Origin of the sequence: Rhizobium etli 8C-3, assembly GCF_001908375.1 — a bacterium.
Classification (GTDB): Bacteria; Pseudomonadota; Alphaproteobacteria; order Rhizobiales; family Rhizobiaceae; genus Rhizobium; species Rhizobium etli_B.
In genome coordinates, this window is record NZ_CP017241.1 from 766,845 (window position 1) to 782,119 (window position 15,275).

General features: G+C 60.1%; 16 protein-coding genes and 1 pseudogene. 14 read left to right on the top strand and 3 right to left on the bottom strand.

Annotation, left to right across the window (positions count from 1 at the left end; genetic code table 11):
- Nucleotides 1–185: 185 nt before the first annotated feature.
- The 8 genes and pseudogenes from AM571_RS03885 to AM571_RS03920 form a co-directional block, all read left to right on the top strand.
- Nucleotides 186–422, top strand: a pseudogene (locus tag AM571_RS03885) (M48 family metalloprotease); the annotation flags it as partial.
- A gap of 182 nt (nt 423–604) precedes the next feature.
- Nucleotides 605–1,081 (top strand): iron-responsive transcriptional regulator RirA, encoded by a 477-nt coding sequence (gene rirA, locus AM571_RS03890; RefSeq protein WP_074060272.1) that lies wholly within the window; start codon nt 605–607, stop codon nt 1,079–1,081.
- Nucleotides 1,082–1,423: 342 nt separating this feature from the next.
- Complete coding sequence (locus AM571_RS03895; RefSeq protein ID WP_074060273.1) at nt 1,424–3,019, top strand: ABC transporter substrate-binding protein; 1,596 nt, start codon at nt 1,424–1,426, stop codon at nt 3,017–3,019.
- Between the two features lie 87 nt (nt 3,020–3,106).
- Nucleotides 3,107–4,111, top strand: coding sequence for an ABC transporter permease subunit (locus tag AM571_RS03900; protein ID WP_074060274.1), 1,005 nt, complete (start codon nt 3,107–3,109; stop codon nt 4,109–4,111).
- Between the two features lie 27 nt (nt 4,112–4,138).
- The gene (locus AM571_RS03905) at nt 4,139–5,035 is read left to right on the top strand and encodes an ABC transporter permease subunit (protein WP_074060275.1); all 897 of its coding nucleotides are present in this window, start codon (nt 4,139–4,141) and stop codon (nt 5,033–5,035) included.
- The gene (locus AM571_RS03910) at nt 5,035–6,051 is read left to right on the top strand and encodes an ABC transporter ATP-binding protein (protein WP_074063057.1); all 1,017 of its coding nucleotides are present in this window, start codon (nt 5,035–5,037) and stop codon (nt 6,049–6,051) included. The genes AM571_RS03905 and AM571_RS03910 overlap by 1 nt, the downstream gene beginning before the upstream one ends.
- The gene (locus tag AM571_RS03915) at nt 6,048–7,001 is read left to right on the top strand and encodes a peptide ABC transporter ATP-binding protein (protein WP_074060276.1); all 954 of its coding nucleotides are present in this window, start codon (nt 6,048–6,050) and stop codon (nt 6,999–7,001) included. The genes AM571_RS03910 and AM571_RS03915 overlap by 4 nt, the downstream gene beginning before the upstream one ends.
- Before the next feature lie 28 nt (nt 7,002–7,029).
- Entirely contained in the window at nt 7,030–7,563 is a 534-nt protein-coding gene (locus AM571_RS03920; protein ID WP_074060277.1) for a gluconokinase, read from the top strand.
- 24 nt (nt 7,564–7,587) lie between these two features.
- Here the strand turns inward: AM571_RS03920 and AM571_RS03925 are convergent, their stop codons facing one another.
- The 3 genes from AM571_RS03925 to AM571_RS03935 all read right to left on the bottom strand — a co-directional run bounded on the left by AM571_RS03925 (nt 7,588) and on the right by AM571_RS03935 (nt 10,464).
- Entirely contained in the window at nt 7,588–8,835 is a 1,248-nt protein-coding gene (locus AM571_RS03925) for an NAD(P)/FAD-dependent oxidoreductase (protein WP_074060278.1), read from the bottom strand.
- A 76-nt stretch (nt 8,836–8,911) separates the two neighbouring features.
- Nucleotides 8,912–9,415 carry an isoprenylcysteine carboxyl methyltransferase family protein gene (locus tag AM571_RS03930; protein WP_074060279.1) on the bottom strand — a complete coding sequence of 168 codons (504 nt, stop codon included), beginning with the start codon at nt 9,413–9,415 and terminating at the stop codon, nt 8,912–8,914.
- Nucleotides 9,412–10,464 carry a type III polyketide synthase gene (locus AM571_RS03935; protein WP_074063058.1) on the bottom strand — a complete coding sequence of 351 codons (1,053 nt, stop codon included), beginning with the start codon at nt 10,462–10,464 and terminating at the stop codon, nt 9,412–9,414. Before AM571_RS03935 ends, AM571_RS03930 begins: the two co-directional genes overlap by 4 nt.
- Nucleotides 10,465–10,631: 167 nt before the next feature.
- On the opposite strand from AM571_RS03935, the gene AM571_RS03940 reads away from it, so the two are divergent.
- The 6 genes from AM571_RS03940 to AM571_RS03965 all read left to right on the top strand — a co-directional run bounded on the left by AM571_RS03940 (nt 10,632) and on the right by AM571_RS03965 (nt 15,271).
- A complete protein-coding gene (locus AM571_RS03940) occupies nt 10,632–11,177 on the top strand; it encodes a tetratricopeptide repeat protein (protein ID WP_074060280.1) in 546 nt (181 codons plus the stop codon).
- A 39-nt stretch (nt 11,178–11,216) separates the two neighbouring features.
- On the top strand, nt 11,217–11,822 hold the full coding sequence (locus tag AM571_RS03945) for an RNA polymerase sigma factor (RefSeq protein WP_074060281.1): 606 nt from the start codon (nt 11,217–11,219) through the stop codon (nt 11,820–11,822).
- On the top strand, nt 11,819–12,613 hold the full coding sequence (locus tag AM571_RS03950) for an anti-sigma factor family protein (RefSeq protein WP_074060282.1): 795 nt from the start codon (nt 11,819–11,821) through the stop codon (nt 12,611–12,613). The genes AM571_RS03945 and AM571_RS03950 overlap by 4 nt, the downstream gene beginning before the upstream one ends.
- 78 nt (nt 12,614–12,691) lie before the next feature.
- Nucleotides 12,692–13,219 (top strand): hypothetical protein, encoded by a 528-nt coding sequence (locus tag AM571_RS03955; RefSeq protein ID WP_074060283.1) that lies wholly within the window; start codon nt 12,692–12,694, stop codon nt 13,217–13,219.
- A gap of 77 nt (nt 13,220–13,296) precedes the next feature.
- Nucleotides 13,297–13,461 carry a DUF1328 domain-containing protein gene (locus AM571_RS03960; RefSeq protein WP_022717247.1) on the top strand — a complete coding sequence of 55 codons (165 nt, stop codon included), beginning with the start codon at nt 13,297–13,299 and terminating at the stop codon, nt 13,459–13,461.
- A gap of 187 nt (nt 13,462–13,648) precedes the next feature.
- The gene (locus AM571_RS03965) at nt 13,649–15,271 is read left to right on the top strand and encodes an ABC-F family ATP-binding cassette domain-containing protein (RefSeq protein WP_074060284.1); all 1,623 of its coding nucleotides are present in this window, start codon (nt 13,649–13,651) and stop codon (nt 15,269–15,271) included.
- The last annotated feature ends 4 nt before the right edge of the window (nt 15,272–15,275 follow it).

Below are 15,275 nucleotides of genomic sequence, written 5' to 3' on the forward strand. Positions count from 1 at the left end.
AGACGCCGGATAGGCCAGCAAAGGGCAGGCAAACCGCGAATGCTTTTAAGAACCAGATGCTGAAAGGCACGACCGGCAGATCCGTTTCAACGCGAGGAACAACCCGGAGCGCTTGGAATAGTTCGACATCTGGATCGTGATCGTGCTTTCTCCGATTGTTACGCCGTTATCTGTGTCGGCTGGTCCTGATTGCCGCCGTTCTTTCGCATGAAATCGTCCATGTCGAGCATAAGCACAGCCTGCGTCAGATCTATCGTGCCACCCCGGCATCGGCTCGCCCGGTCATACTGATTGCGAAAGATGTCGGCCCGGGTGTTGAAGGTGTCTTGGTCCAAGGCGGTGGATTGCTGGCGCTTTCCAACGCGCGACCCTGCGAAAGCGAAGCCGATCGCAGGTCCGCCGACCTCATGAGAAGGTTCGGCAGGTAGGCCAGAAATGAAAGAAGTCGTCCTGTAATATGCCAGGACGGCGGCTTTGATGGCGCGGGCGCGGCGGGCGGTGCAAACGTGAATGTGAATTTCATATTTTGGAATTGTTCAAAACTACGAAAGCCACTATATAGCTTCCATGCGGGCATCCAGCCCACGCGATTCAGGAGAACGGCATGCGATTGACGAAGCAGACCAACTATGCGGTTCGCATGTTGATGTATTGCGCGGCCAATGAAGGACATCTCAGTCGGATCCCCGAAATTGCCAGGGCATACGGGGTTTCTGAACTCTTTCTGTTCAAGATTCTCCAGCCGCTGAACAAGGCGGGCCTGGTCGAAACCGTCCGCGGCCGCAATGGCGGCGTCCGGCTTGGCAAGCCGGCGAAGGATATCAGCCTTTTCGACGTGGTCAAAGTGACTGAAGACAGCTTTGCGATGGCCGAGTGCTTTGAAGACGGCGCCGTGGAATGCCCGCTGGTCGACAGCTGCGGACTGAACTCGGCGCTGCGCAAGGCGCTTAACGCCTTCTTCGACGTGCTGACGGAATATTCGATCGACGATCTCGTGAGGGCACGCCCGCAGATCAACTTCCTCCTCGGCCTGACCGGCGAGGATTACCGCAAGCCCGCCATCAGCGTTCCGGCTGCCTGACCCCGGCACGCAGTAGTCGAACATGCTCGTTGGCCGCAGCTGCAGCATGCAGCTGCGGTTTTTGCGTTTTCGCTTCTCCAGATTGAATGTCCAGAGGCTTTTTCGGCTATCCAAAAAGCGCGAAATTATACCAAAAGCGACAAAAACTCAGCTTCTTACGTCCGATTATTTCCAAATGAGGCCGATTTTTGACCGAAAATTTCTAAAGTTGTCCAACTGGAAAAATTTTCTGCGGATACCGTTGCTTTCAGCAAATAAATATCGTTCCATCGGCCCGCTGATCGGGAATATTTGTGCTCGATCTCCAACGATCAAAAAAGAACAAACCTGGGAAACAAAATTATGAAAAAGCTCTCCGTCCTGCTGGCAGCGACGGCCCTGGCTTCGGTCATGGCGACGTCGGCCTGGTCAAAAACCCTTGTCTATTGCTCTGAAGGTTCGCCCGAAGGCTTCGATCCGGGCCTTTACACCGCAGGCACGACCTTTGACGCGACCTCGCGCACGGTCTACAACCGTCTCGTCGAATTCAAGCACGGCAGCACCGAGATCGAGCCGGGTCTCGCCGAAAGCTGGACCGTTTCCGACGATGGCACGGTTTACACCTTCAAGCTGCGCTCGGGCGTCAAGTTCCAGACGACCGAGTTCTTCACGCCGACGCGTGATCTCAACGCCGACGACGTCATCTTCTCCTTCGAGCGCCAGCTCAAGGCAGACAACCCGTGGAACAAGTATGTCGAAGGCGGTTCTTATGAATATGCCGCCGGCATGGGCTTCCCGGAGCTTATCAAGTCGATGGAGAAGGTCGACGACCTGACGGTCAAATTCACCCTGGCCCATCCTGAAGCGCCCTTCATGGCCGATCTCGCCATGGATTTCGCCTCGATCCTGTCGAAGGAATATGCCGACAAGCTCGCCGCTGACGGCAAGATGAACCAGATGAACCAGATGCCGCTCGGCACCGGTCCGTTCACCTTCGTCGCCTACCAGCCGGATGCCGTCATCCGCTACAAGGCCAACGAGAGCTACTTCAAGGGCAAGGAAAAGATCGACGATCTCGTTTTCGCGATCACATCGGACGCTGCCGTGCGCGCGCAAAAGCTGAAGGCCGGCGAATGCCACATCATGCCGTACCCGAATGCTGCCGACGTAGCCGAATTGAAGAAGGACGAGAACCTGACCGTTATGGAACAGGCCGGCCTCAACGTTTCCTATGTTGCCTACAACACTCTGATCCCGCCGTTCGACAAGGTTGAAGTCCGCAAGGCTCTCAACATGGCGATCAACAAGCAGGCGATTATCGATGCCGTGTTCCAGGGTGCTGCAACGGTTGCAAAGAACCCGATCCCGCCGACGATGTGGTCGTACAACGATGCCGTCGAAGACGACAAGTATGATCCGGAGGCCGCAAAGAAGATGCTTGCCGATGCCGGCGTCAAGGACTTCAAGATGAAGCTCTGGGCGATGCCCGTCTCGCGTCCGTACATGCTGAATGCTCGCCGTGCAGCTGAACTGATGCAGGCTGACCTCGCAAAGATCGGCGTCGAAGCCGAGATCGTGACCCATGAATGGGCCGAATACCTGAAGCTCTCGTCCGCCAAGGACCGTGACGGTGCCGTCATCCTTGGCTGGACGGGCGACAACGGCGATCCTGACAACTTCATGGACACGCTCCTCGGCTGCGACGCTGTCGGCGGCAACAACCGCGCGCAGTGGTGCAACAAGGAATTCGACGACCTGATGACCAAGGCCAAGACGACGGCAGATGTTGCCGAGCGCACCAAGGCTTACCAGCAGGCCCAGCTGATCTTCAAGAAGGAAGCTCCCTGGGCAACGATCAACCATTCGCTCGTCTTCATTCCGGTGAGCAAGAAGGTCTCCGGCTTCGTCCAGGATCCGCTCGGCTATCACCGCTTCGACGGCGTCGACATTTCCGAATAATAAGAACTATGCAAGAATGCCCGGTGAAAGCCGGGCTGGCCGGCGGTCAGGTTCTCCTGACCGCCGGAAACTATTGGAACATCTGCCATGTTGCGATTTCTCATCGGGCGCCTCGCGGTCCTGATCCCAACATTCCTCGGCGTCACGCTCATTGCCTTTTCGTTCATCCGCATGCTTCCCGGTGATCCCGTCATGCTATTGTCGGGCGAACGCGTGATGGCGCCTGAGCGTCACGCCCAGATCATGCATGATCTCGGCTTCGACCGGCCCATGTACATTCAGTACTTCGACTACCTCGGCAAGGTGCTGCAAGGCGACTTCGGAACATCGATCGTCACGAAGCGCCCCGTTCTCAGTGACTTTGGTGCGCTCTTCCCGGCAACGCTCGAGCTCTCGCTTTGTGCCATTCTCCTGGCGGTCTGTCTCGGCGTGCCCGCCGGCGTCTTTGCCGCCGTCAAGCGAGGCACGTGGTTCGATCAAAGCGTGATGGGGGTCGCCCTGGTCGGCTATTCGATGCCGATCTTCTGGTGGGGCCTGCTGCTCATCATCTTTTTCTCCGGCTATCTCGGTTGGACGCCCGTTTCGGGCCGCATCTCGCTGATGTATTTCTTCAAGCCGGTCACCGGCTTCATGCTGATCGACAGCCTGCTGTCGGGGCAGGCGGGCGCCTTCCGCTCCGCAGTCAGCTACCTGATCCTTCCGACGATCGTGCTTGCCACCATTCCGCTTGCCGTCATCGCACGCCAGACGCGCTCGGCGATGCTCGAAGTGCTCGGCGAAGATTATGTCCGCACCGCCCGCTCCAAGGGTCTGAAGCCGCTTCGCGTCGTTGGCGTGCACGCGCTGCGCAATGCCATGATACCGGTCGTGACAACGATCGGTCTGCAGATCGGCGTCCTTCTGGCGGGCGCGATCCTGACGGAGACGATCTTCTCCTGGCCCGGTATCGGCAAGTGGATGGTCGATTCGGTGTTCAAGCGGGACTATGCGGTTGTCCAGGGGGGTCTTCTGCTGATTGCCGGCATCATCATGCTGGTCAATCTGATCGTCGACATCACCTACGGCTTCATCAACCCACGTATTCGGTATTAGGAGCGGTCCCCCGTGAGTACCACAAATATGCAAACCGCAACGGCCGCTGCAAAAACCGCCCACCCATCGGCTCTTGCGGAATTCTGGTATTATTTCTCGCGAAACAAGGGCGCCGTTATCGGCCTCGCCGTTTTCATCTTGATTCTGGTCGTGGCGCTGTTTGCGCCCCTCGTTGCCCCGCATATGCCAAACGAGCAGAACCGGCAGATGCTGCTTCTTGCCCCATTCTGGATGGACGGCGGCAGCTTGTCCTTCCCGCTCGGGACGGACGCAGTCGGACGCGACATTCTCTCGCGCCTCATCTATGGCGCGCGCTTCTCGCTCTTCATCGGCGTTGTGGTCGTGACGCTGTCGGTAATCGCCGGCGTTCTGATCGGCCTCGTGGCCGGCTATTTCCGCGGCCGAATCGATATCGCCATCATGCGCCTGATGGATATCATCCTGGCCTTCCCGTCGCTGCTTTTGGCCCTGGTCCTGGTTGCGGTCCTTGGCCCCGGCCTCATCAATGCGATGATTGCGATCTCCATCGTCAACCAGCCGCATTTCGTGCGCCTGACGCGTGCCTCGGTCATGGCCGAGCGTGAGAAGGAGTATGTGATCGCCTCGCGCGTCGCCGGTGCGGGCACCTTGCGGCTGATGTTCAAGACCATCCTGCCGAACTGTCTCGGGCCGCTGATCGTCCAGGCTACGCTCGCCTTCTCGGCGGCGATCCTTGATGCGGCTGCCCTCGGCTTCCTCGGCATGGGCGCGCAGCCTCCGACACCCGAATGGGGCACGATGCTCGCCGAAGCGCGAGAGTTCATCCAGCGCGCCTGGTGGGTCGTAACGTTCCCGGGTCTTGCCATCCTCGTCACCGTTCTCGCCATCAACCTGATGGGCGACGGGTTGCGCGATGCGCTGGATCCCAAGCTGAAGAGGTCATGATGCCACTTCTCGATATTCAGAATCTGACCGTCGAATTCCAGACGTCTTCCGGTCTCTTCCGCGCCGTCGATGGCGTATCGCTGAGCTGCGACAAGGGCGAGATCCTCTCGATCGTCGGCGAATCAGGATCGGGCAAATCGGTTGCCATGCTCGCCATGATGGGTCTTCTGCCCTGGACGGCGAAGATCACCGCTGACCGCATGACTTTCGACGGCAAGGAACTCATCGGCATTTCCGGCCGGCAGCGCCGCAAGATCATCGGCAAGGACATGGCGATGATCTTCCAGGAGCCGATGTCGAGCCTTAACCCGTGCTTCACGGTCGGCTTCCAGCTCGGCGAGAGCCTGCGGATGCACATGGGCCTCAACCGCAAGGAGCGCCGGGAGCGCTCGATCGAGCTCCTGAACCTTGTCGGCATTCCGGCGCCGGAAGATCGCCTGTCGAACTTCCCGCATCAGATGTCCGGCGGCATGAGCCAGCGCGTGATGATCGCCATGGCACTCGCCTGCAACCCGAAGCTTTTGATCGCCGATGAGCCGACGACCGCGCTCGACGTGACGATCCAGGCGCAGATCCTCGATCTTTTGGTGCGCCTGCAGAAGGAGCAGGGTATGGCGCTGGTATTGATCACCCACGACATGGGCGTCGTCGCCGAAACTGCCGAGCGCGTTCAGGTTCAGTATGCCGGACAAAAGGTCGAGGAGCAGCCGGTCAAGGCACTCTTCCGCGACCCGCATCATCCCTACACCGCCGCATTGCTTTCCGCTCTGCCGGAGCGGGCCCAAGTCGGCCAGCATCTGCCGTCGATCGCCGGTGTCGTTCCCGGCCAGCATGACCGCCCGCGCGGTTGCCTCTTTGCGCCGCGTTGCGGCTATGCCACGGTGGAATGCGATCGCGGCGTCGTCCGCCAGGGGCCGGAACTCGGCCTTGCACTCTGTAACTACCCATTGAAAGACGGCAAGCCGCTCGGTCATCCCGGCGTTATGCCGAAGCAATCGGCTGGAGACTTCGTATGACCGGCGCCGTTCTCGAGGGCAAGGACCTTGCCCGTTTTTACACCGTCAATCGCGGCATGTTCAAACCGGAGGCGACCGTCAAGGCGCTGAACGGCGTAAGCTTCAGCCTCTATTCCGGCAAGACGCTTGCCGTCGTCGGCGAATCCGGCTGCGGCAAGTCGACGCTTGCCCGTCTCGTTACCATGATCGAGGATCCGACGGCCGGCACGCTGCTGATCGACGGCAAGCCTGCTCGCGTCGGCGACCGCAGCTTGCGCAGCCAGGTGCAGATCGTTTTCCAAAATCCCTATGGGTCGCTCAATCCACGCCAGAAGGTCGGTGCGATCCTGGAAGAGCCGCTGAAGATCAACACCGATCTCGATGCTGCGCGCCGGCGCCGCAAGGCGGAGGAAATGATGGCGCGTGTCGGCCTGCGGCCGGAGCATTACGATCGCTATCCGCATATGTTCTCCGGCGGCCAGCGCCAACGCATCGCCATTGCCCGTGCTCTCATGCTGCGGCCGAAGGTCCTGGTGCTCGACGAGCCGGTCTCGGCCCTCGACCTGTCGATCCAGGCGCAGGTGCTGAACCTGTTGATGGATCTGCAGAAGGAAATGGGGCTTGCCTATCTCTTCATCTCGCACGGGCTGTCGGTCGTTCGCCATATCGCCGACGATGTGATGGTCATGTATCTCGGCCGCCCGGTCGAGACGGGGCCGGCGGCCGAAGTCTTTGCGCATCCGCGTCATCCCTATACGGCCGCACTTCTGTCCGCGACGCCGATTGCCGATCCCGATCGCGCCAAGAGCCGCATCCGTCTGCAAGGCGAGCTTCCCTCGCCGTTGAAGCCGCCGAGCGGCTGTCACTTCAACCCGCGCTGCTGGAAGGCGCAGGACTATTGCCGCCGGGTGGAGCCTGAACTAAGTGGACAGGGCGAACAACAATACGCCTGCCATTTTCCGCTCGACTGAGCCGACGCAGGCGACGACGGAGGACTGAATGCGGGAGCGGACGAACAGGGCCCATGCCATCATTGTCATGGGCGTCAGCGGCTCCGGAAAATCCTCGATCGGCGAAAAGCTGGCGGAGGCATTGAACCTCCGCTTCATCGAAGGCGACCAGTTTCATCCGGCATCCAACGTCGAGAAGATGTCGAAGGGCATCCCGTTGACCGATGCGGATCGCATACCCTGGCTCGATCTCATCGGAAAGGCCATGAAGGCGGCCCTTGCAGAGGGAGAAGGCATCATTGTCTCCTGTTCGGCGCTGAAGCGCATCTATCGCGAGCAGCTACGCGCTGCGACCGGGGGCAATCTCTTCTTCGTCTATCTCCAAGGTTCCAAGGAACTGCTGAGCGAGCGGATGGGGCATCGCACGGGTCACTTCATGCCTGCGTCCCTGCTTGAAAGCCAGCTAGGGACCCTCGAGGTGCCGACCGGCGAGCCAGGCGTCGTGACGGTCGATATCGACGACACTGTCGAAGGCATTGCCGAAGAAGCCCGAAAGAAGCTCGCGCCGCTCGGGGTTGCCTGAAAAGCCGCCACGGTTGTCGTTCCGTTACGGATTGAAGCGCTGCGGCGAATAGGCGGAGATATCGATAAACGGTGTTTCGCCGGTGATGAGTTCGGCCAGCGCCCGGCCTGTTACCGGGCCGAGCGTCAGGCCGTGATGGGCATGCCCGAAGGCGAACCACAGACCGTTGTGCCGTGGCGCCTTGCCAATGATCGGCATCATGTCGGGCGTGCAGGGGCGCGCGCCCATCCACGGCTCTGGATCGAGCCGGGGGCCGAGCGGAAAGACGGTGCGCGCGACCTTTTCTGCCCGGTCGAGCTGAACGGGCGTCTTCGGCGCGTCGAGTGCTGCAAATTCCGCGCCGGTGGTCAACCGGATTCCACGTTTCATCGGCGCGAGGAAATAGCCTTGTTCAGCATCGAGCGTCCAGTTGTTGAGAATCGCATTGCCTTCGGCCGCATAGTGCATGTGGTAGCCGCGCTTGACGCCGAGGGGGAAGGAGTAGCCGAGACGCTTCGTCGCCACCGCAGCCCAAGGGCCGAGAGCCATCACCGCATCGTCGGCCCCGAGTGAACCTTCGGATGTCATGATTTTCCAGCCGGAACCCGACTGGCCGAGCGAATTGGCGTCGCCGGTGACAAAGCGGCCGCCGAGGCTTTCGAAATAGCTGCGGTAAGCGGCAGTCAGCGCCTGCGGGTCAAGGACAGACCAGGGATCGCGCCAGCGGATGCCACCGGCGAAGCTCTGCATCAGGCTCGGCTCCATGCGGGCAATGTCGGCGGAAGACAGTGTCTCATAGCTGACGCCGAATTCCTTCTGCCAGCTCTCGGCCTCGGCAAGCTCCGCATCGCGCTTCGGTTCGGTTCGGAAGATCTTCATCCAGCCGTCCTTGCGAATCAATTGCTCGGCATGCGACGCCTCGATCAAATCCTTGTGCTCGAGGATCGAGTTCTCGATCAGCGGCGCATAGGCACGGGTGATCATCTCGTGGCGCCGCGCATTGGAGTTCCACCAGTATCGCGCAAGAAACGCGAGCTGACCCGGCAGTGCCTTCAGGTGATAATGCGCGTCGATGCGGTTGTTCAGCGCATAGCGCAGCAGCAGGCCGATCTGTTGAGGAAAGCCGTAAGGCACGACACCTTCACGCTGGATTAGTCCCGCATTGCCGTACGAGGTCTCGCTGCCGGGATCCTTGCGATCGATCAGGGTCACCTGACGCCCACGCCGTTGCAGATGAATTGCCGCCGAGACACCGATGATGCCGGCACCGAGCACGATTGCGTTCTTGGTCATTTTTCCTTGCAGCCCACGAATACCAAGGGTCGAAAATGCCCTTAGGATCGCGATGGTGCAATTGAAAAATTGTATTTTATTTCAAAATCATTGCCGTTTTGAGTGCGGCATTTTCGGCACGGATGCGGATAGCGAGCATGAGCGCATTCAGGATCGTGAAGGCGGCTGCATAGAGCGGCATGCCGAACGCAAGCGGCAAAACGGCAATCTCGCCGGCGACGACCGCGTAATTGGGATGCCGCATGAAGCGATAGGGCCCGCTGCAGACGAGCGGCGCCCCCGGCAGAACGATGATCCTTGTCGTCCATCGCTCCTTGAGTGTCACGAGCACCCAGAGGCGAAAGATTTGCAGCAGCAGGAAGATGGCCAACCAAACAAGCTTCACCGGCCTGTCTGGGGCAAGCAGCCACAGGCCGCCGATCCAGGCCGAGTGCAGTGCGACCATGCAGGGGTAATGTTCAGCCCCGATCTCGCGCCCGCCTTTGGCAAGGAGCATGGCAGTGTTGCGCTTGGCCACAACGAGCTCGCCGAGGCGCTGGAACGTGATGAAGGTCAAAAGCGCGGTAGCGGCGAGCATCATGCCGTCCTCCGCAGCGTCACGCAGCTTGCGGAGAAGCCTGGTCCCATGGCGATCATCGCCGAGCGCTCGGGCAGGCCGGCGTGGATTGCGCGTTCCAGCACGAAGAGGACGGTTGGCGAGGACATGTTGCCATAGTTGGAAATCACCGCGCGCTCGTGATCCAGCGATCCTGGCGAGAGCGTCAGCGCGCTTTCCATCGCGGTGAGCACCTTCGTGCCGCCCGGATGACATATAAAGCGGCCAATATCCCGGCGCGACAGGCCATCGCGGGCAAGGATCATGTCGACAGCAGGACCGAGCTGCGTCTGCGCGAACGGCGGAAGCGACTGTGCAAGTACGATGCCGAAGCCTGTGTCGTCGATCTTCCAGCCCATGATGTCGAGCGTGTCGGGAAACAGATGTTCGCCGCTCGATGCCACTTCGCAGATGCCGTCTCCGCCGTTGCGCAACACACAGGCTGCGGCGCCATCGCCGAAGAGCGCTGTTGCGATGATGTTGGGCCGCGTCAGCTCATCTAGCCGGAAGGCGAGGGTGCAAAGCTCGATCGCCACGAAGAGCACGATCTTGCCCGGCCTTTCTTTTGCCAGACGCGACGCGATGCCGAGGCCAGAGACGCCGGCAGCACAGCCAAGCCCGAACACGGGTACGCGTTCTATATCCGCCCGGAACCCCATCTTCCTGGCAAGCTGCGCATCGAGGCTTGGTGTGGTAAACCCGGTGGAGGAGACGGTGACAACGCAATCGATGTCGCTTGCCTTTAGCTCCGCCTGCCGCAGTGCCTTGGCCGCCGTTTCGATGAAGAGATTGCTTGCGACCTCGGCATAAGCGTCCATCCGGTCCTGCCAGCCATGCGGCTCGTCGAACCATGAGAGCGGACGCGCGGCGTGCCGCTTGATAATGCCCGCATTGTCGAAGACCCCCGCCAGATGCCGAAAGTCCTTCAGGCGACCGGCAAAGAGCCGGGCCGAGGCCTCGGCTGCTTCTGCCTGCGTAATGATGTGTTCCGGCACGGCAATGGCGAGGCTCAGAAATTTGACCGTATGGTTCACGGCATTCTCCATTTGCCACTGGCGGTAAAGCGGAAAACACCTTTGACGCCGATTTATTCGCACTCGTCGCGTCACGATAAGGTGATGGAAAATGCCTTGTGCCGTTCGAATAAAATGCCGGGCAGGGGTGTTGTTTGGCGGCAACGTCATTTTCCTGGAGACATCCCATGACGACCACGATTGTCCGTATCGCTTCTCTCGTCCTCGGCGGCTGCATCGCCGCCTCCACCCTTTCCACCCCCGTCTTGGCCGTCGGCGGCGGTGGTGGCGGCGGCGCGAATACGCCCACCTGCAAGAAGGGTCAGATCTATGACAAGAGGTCGAAACAGTGCGTGAAGCAGCAGGGCGCCAACGTGACGGATGAGAACCGCACCGACTATGCCTATTCACTGGCGAAGGCCGGCCGATATGAGGAAGCGCTGGCGATACTCGACACCGTCAAGGATCAGAACAATGCGCAAGTGCTGAATTATCGCGGCTACGCCACCCGCAAGCTCGGCCGCACGGACGAAGGCATCTCGTACTACATTCAGTCGGTAAAGCTCGATCCCCAATATGCGAAGGTTCGTGAATACCTTGGCGAAGCCTACGTCGTCAAAGGCCGCATCGATCTCGCCAAGGAGCAGTTGAACATCATCAAGGCGATCTGCGGCACGGGTTGCGAGGAATATCAGGACCTCAACGCAGTAATCCTCGATCCGTCGAAGATATGAAATCGATGCGGGCGCGTGTCGGCAAGGAGGGATGATCGAATGCCGGTCGCGCGCACCACATTTCCTGCCTATAGTCGCCTGAAAACGGGATCGCCGCTTCGGCTGGCGATTACCGGGAGACGAACTGGGGCGGAGGCGGCCATCGCGAGCGAAGCGGACATCAGGAAAGGCCTGACAGACAATCTTGCCAGGCTCTGGCGTTATGGTCTCGTACTCTCGCGGCAGCGCGACGTGGCCGATGACCTCGTTCAGCAGACCTGTGTCCGGGCGCTGGAACGCTGCGGGCAGTTCGAACAGGGGACGCGGCTCGATCGCTGGCTGTTTTCGATCCTGCATTCGATCTGGCTGAACGAGGTCCGGTCCCGCAAGGTTCGCCAGGGCAGGGGATTGGCTGATCCGCTGGAAGCACTGGTTTTCGACGGAGCCCGCGACGCCGAAACGCATGTCATGGCAAATCAGGTGCTGCTGCAGGTGGACGCGCTTCCCGAAGCACAGCGCAGTGCCGTCTTCCTCGCCTACGTGGAAGGGCTCTCCTATCGCGAGGTGGCGGATATACTGGCCATACCGATCGGAACCGTGATGAGCCGGCTGGCGGCAGCACGCGCGACGCTTTCGGGCGCCTTTTCGGACGAGGGACGGCAATGAGCAACCATATCAACATACCCTCTGACGAAGAACTGACAGCCTTCATCGACGGCGAGCTGCCGCGGCAGGATGCTGCGCGCATCGAAGCGCTCGGCAATGCCGACGAACGCGTAGCCGCAAGGCTGGAATTCTTGTCTAAAAGCAACCTGCCGTTCAATGAGGCCTTCACGCCGCTTCTCGCCGCCGCGCCGCGGGCCAGGCTCGAATCGATGCTTGCCGCAATCCCCACACGGCGGGCAAGTAGGCAACAAAGCTTTGCGAGCCGCCGCGGCTTTGTCGGTGCGCTTGCAGCTTCGGTGGTCGCGGGAGTCATTGCTGACCGCGCCTATCTCGGCATCAGCCGCAGCCTTTCGAAGGACGAGGGGGACGCCGATTGGCGCGCTGTCGTTGCCGAATATATTTCGCTCTACACGCCGGATACTCTTGCAGGACCTGTTCCGCCTGGCGATGTGCAGAGCGTTCAGCTTGCTCAGATCGACCGAAAGCTTGGGCTTGCACTTTCCCCCAGGATGGTTGCGTTGCCGGGGGTCGACTTCAAGCGCGTGCTGCTCCTGGAATACGACGAACGACCTCTCGCCCAGATCGGCTACCTCGATCCCGAGACCGGCCCGATGGCGCTCTGCATCATCCGCTCGGACAAGGGTGAAAAGGCCCCGGAGATCGAAGGCCGTAAGGGCATGAACGTCATCTACTGGTCCAGCCGGAGCCATGCCTTCATGTTGATCGGCCATGCCCCGGCAGACCGCATGCAGGAACTCGTCGACAACCTCAGGTCAAAATTGACGGCATGAATGCCGTCCCGCCATCATGATGTCCAGATTGCATGGTGTTGCCGATCATCTCGATACGACAGGGGCCGGCATTTCAGCATGGATTGGATCAATCGTTATATCGACGAGCCGCTGCTTTCAGGCGCGGCGCGTACACTGCGGGTTTGGCATGTCTACGCGGCGCAGCATCCGGAGCATTTGGAGCCGGTGTGGAACCTGTTGGCGCTTTCGCTGCTGGCAATCGCAAGCCGGTACAATTTCTCAGGTCAGCCTCTTGTCCTCAGCCTCGCGGCATTGCTCATGCTGGCCCTGCCATCCATCTGGAAGCTGGCTTCCTCCGCAAGGGCGGGAAGAAGCGGCTATGACGCGCGGCGTTACAAAACGCTCCGAGCCAGAGCGATCAGCAAGCGTGAGGCGGAATGGTCTTTGCGGATGACCGTTCTCTTCGCCTCGGCCGGGCTTCCATTCGTGGCGCGCATTGATGATCCCATCGGATCGGCGTTCATGGCTGGTGCCTGCATCTGGTTCGTGCTCATAGCGCCGGTGAAGTTCTATCTCGAAGCAGCAGAGCCACCCGCCCCCGACGAAGGCGACCGCACGCGTCAGGGCATCCTCCAGTTCGGCTGATGCTTTGGACCAGGCGATCTGGAACCAATTGCCAAGGGTAGCCGTTGATAAATCAGAAATCGAAAGAGGAGTTCACCATGCTGTACTACGCTTTGGTATTTCTCGTCGTAGCCCTGATCGCCGGCGTCCTCGGATTTGGCGGGATCGCAGGCGCTTCGGCTTCCATAGCACAGGTTCTTTTCTTCATATTCCTGGTGCTGTTCGTCGTATCGCTCGTCATGCGCCTGATGCGCCGCGAATAGTGCGATGAAAATAGGTATTTGAAGAACCCGGCGTTATGGCGCCGGGTTTTTCGTGTCGATTGCGCCGGGGGTCATCGGGCATCAGCCGCGACCTTCGAAACAGATCTTAATGCGGAAAAACTTGCGACAGCCTTGCCGCCGCGTGGCATAAGGCCTCCGAAAAAACTTTCCTGGGTCCTCATCGCATATGATTCGAATCGAAAACATCAGCAAGCAGAACAGCCACCGCATCCTCTTCATCGAGGCGACAGCAGCGCTCAACAGAGGCGACAAGGTCGGCCTCGTCGGTCCGAACGGTGCCGGCAAAACGACCCTTTTCCGGATGATCACACAGGCCGAGCAACCCGACGAGGGGCAAGTATCCGTCGATAAGGGCGTCACCATCGGCTATTTCAATCAGGATGTCGGCGAGATGGAGGGCCGCAGCGCCGTGTCCGAGGTGATGGACGGCGCCGGACCCGTGAGCATCGTTGCTGCCGCATTGCGGGAGCTCGAGGCTGCCATGTCGGATCCTGCACAGGCCGACGACATGGACAGGATCATCGAGCGCTACGGCGAGGTCCAGGCGCGCTACGAGGAGCTCGACGGTTATGCCCTGGAAGGACGCGCGCGCGAAGTTTTAGGCGGTCTCAGCTTCAGCCAGGAAATGATGGACGGCGACGTTGGTGCACTATCGGGCGGCTGGAAGATGCGTGTGGCGCTTGCCCGAATTCTCCTGATGCGTCCCGACGTCATGTTGCTTGACGAGCCGAGCAACCATCTGGATCTGGAAAGCCTCATCTGGCTGGAGGAGTTTCTGAAAGGTTATGACGGCGCGCTGCTGATGACCTCGCACGACCGCGAGTTCATGAATCGCATCGTCACCAAGATCATCGAGATTGATGGCGGCAACTTGAACAGCTACTCCGGCGACTATGCCTTTTACGAGCATCAGCGGGCCCAGAACGAGAAGCAGCAGCAAGCCCAGTTCGAGCGCCAGCAGGCGATGCTCGCCAAGGAAATCAAGTTTATCGAGCGCTTCAAGGCCCGCGCCTCGCATGCTTCGCAGGTGCAAAGCCGCGTGAAGAAGCTGGAGAAGATCGACCGGGTGGAACCGCCGAAGCGTCGCCAGGTCGTTTCGTTCGAGTTTTTGCCGGCACCGCGCTCGGGCGAGGATGTCATCAGCCTGAAGAACGTGCACAAGAAATATGGGAGCCGAACGATCTATGAGGGACTGGATTTTTTGGTGCGGCGGCGCGAACGCTGGTGCATCATGGGTATCAACGGCGCGGGAAAGTCTACGCTTCTGAAGCTGGTCGCGGGTTCTGCAGAGCCGGATAGTGGCAACGTCGCTCTCGGTGCCAGCGTGAGGATGGGATATTTCGCCCAGCACGCCATGGATCTCCTGGACGGCGAACGCACCGTTCTCCAGTCACTGGAAGATAAATTCCCGCAGGCGGGGCAGGGCTCGTTGCGCGCGCTTTCGGGCTGCTTCGGTTTTTCCGGCGACGACGTCGAGAAGAAATGCCGGGTGCTCTCTGGCGGCGAGAAGGCGCGGCTCGTCATGGCAATGATGCTCTTCGATCCGCCGAACCTCCTCGTGCTGGACGAGCCGACAAACCACCTGGACCTGGACACCAAGGAAATGCTCATCAAGGCGTTGTCCGAGTACGAAGGAACGATGCTCTTCGTTTCGCACGACCGGCACTTCCTGGGCGCTTTGTCCAATCGGGTGCTGGAACTGACCCCCGACGGCATTCACCAATATAGCGGCGGCTACACGGAATACGTGGCGCGCACCGGTCATGAGGCGCCTGGCCTGCGTCGTTGAGTTC

Excerpts from the sequence above, each read along its gene's own strand:
- rirA (WP_074060272.1), top strand. The coding sequence starts at position 605 with ATGCGATTGACGAAGCAGACCAACTATGCGGTTCGCATGTTGATGTAT.
- AM571_RS03895 (WP_074060273.1), top strand. The coding sequence starts at position 1,424 with ATGAAAAAGCTCTCCGTCCTGCTGGCAGCGACGGCCCTGGCTTCGGTC.
- AM571_RS03900 (WP_074060274.1), top strand. The coding sequence starts at position 3,107 with ATGTTGCGATTTCTCATCGGGCGCCTCGCGGTCCTGATCCCAACATTC.
- AM571_RS03905 (WP_074060275.1), top strand. The coding sequence starts at position 4,139 with ATGCAAACCGCAACGGCCGCTGCAAAAACCGCCCACCCATCGGCTCTT.
- AM571_RS03910 (WP_074063057.1), top strand. The coding sequence starts at position 5,035 with ATGCCACTTCTCGATATTCAGAATCTGACCGTCGAATTCCAGACGTCT.
- AM571_RS03915 (WP_074060276.1), top strand. The coding sequence starts at position 6,048 with ATGACCGGCGCCGTTCTCGAGGGCAAGGACCTTGCCCGTTTTTACACC.
- AM571_RS03920 (WP_074060277.1), top strand. The coding sequence starts at position 7,030 with ATGCGGGAGCGGACGAACAGGGCCCATGCCATCATTGTCATGGGCGTC.
- AM571_RS03925 (WP_074060278.1), bottom strand. The coding sequence starts at position 8,835 with ATGACCAAGAACGCAATCGTGCTCGGTGCCGGCATCATCGGTGTCTCG.
- AM571_RS03930 (WP_074060279.1), bottom strand. The coding sequence starts at position 9,415 with ATGATGCTCGCCGCTACCGCGCTTTTGACCTTCATCACGTTCCAGCGC.
- AM571_RS03940 (WP_074060280.1), top strand. The coding sequence starts at position 10,632 with ATGACGACCACGATTGTCCGTATCGCTTCTCTCGTCCTCGGCGGCTGC.
- AM571_RS03945 (WP_074060281.1), top strand. The coding sequence starts at position 11,217 with ATGCCGGTCGCGCGCACCACATTTCCTGCCTATAGTCGCCTGAAAACG.
- AM571_RS03950 (WP_074060282.1), top strand. The coding sequence starts at position 11,819 with ATGAGCAACCATATCAACATACCCTCTGACGAAGAACTGACAGCCTTC.
- AM571_RS03955 (WP_074060283.1), top strand. The coding sequence starts at position 12,692 with ATGGATTGGATCAATCGTTATATCGACGAGCCGCTGCTTTCAGGCGCG.
- AM571_RS03960 (WP_022717247.1), top strand. The coding sequence starts at position 13,297 with ATGCTGTACTACGCTTTGGTATTTCTCGTCGTAGCCCTGATCGCCGGC.
- AM571_RS03965 (WP_074060284.1), top strand. The coding sequence starts at position 13,649 with ATGATTCGAATCGAAAACATCAGCAAGCAGAACAGCCACCGCATCCTC.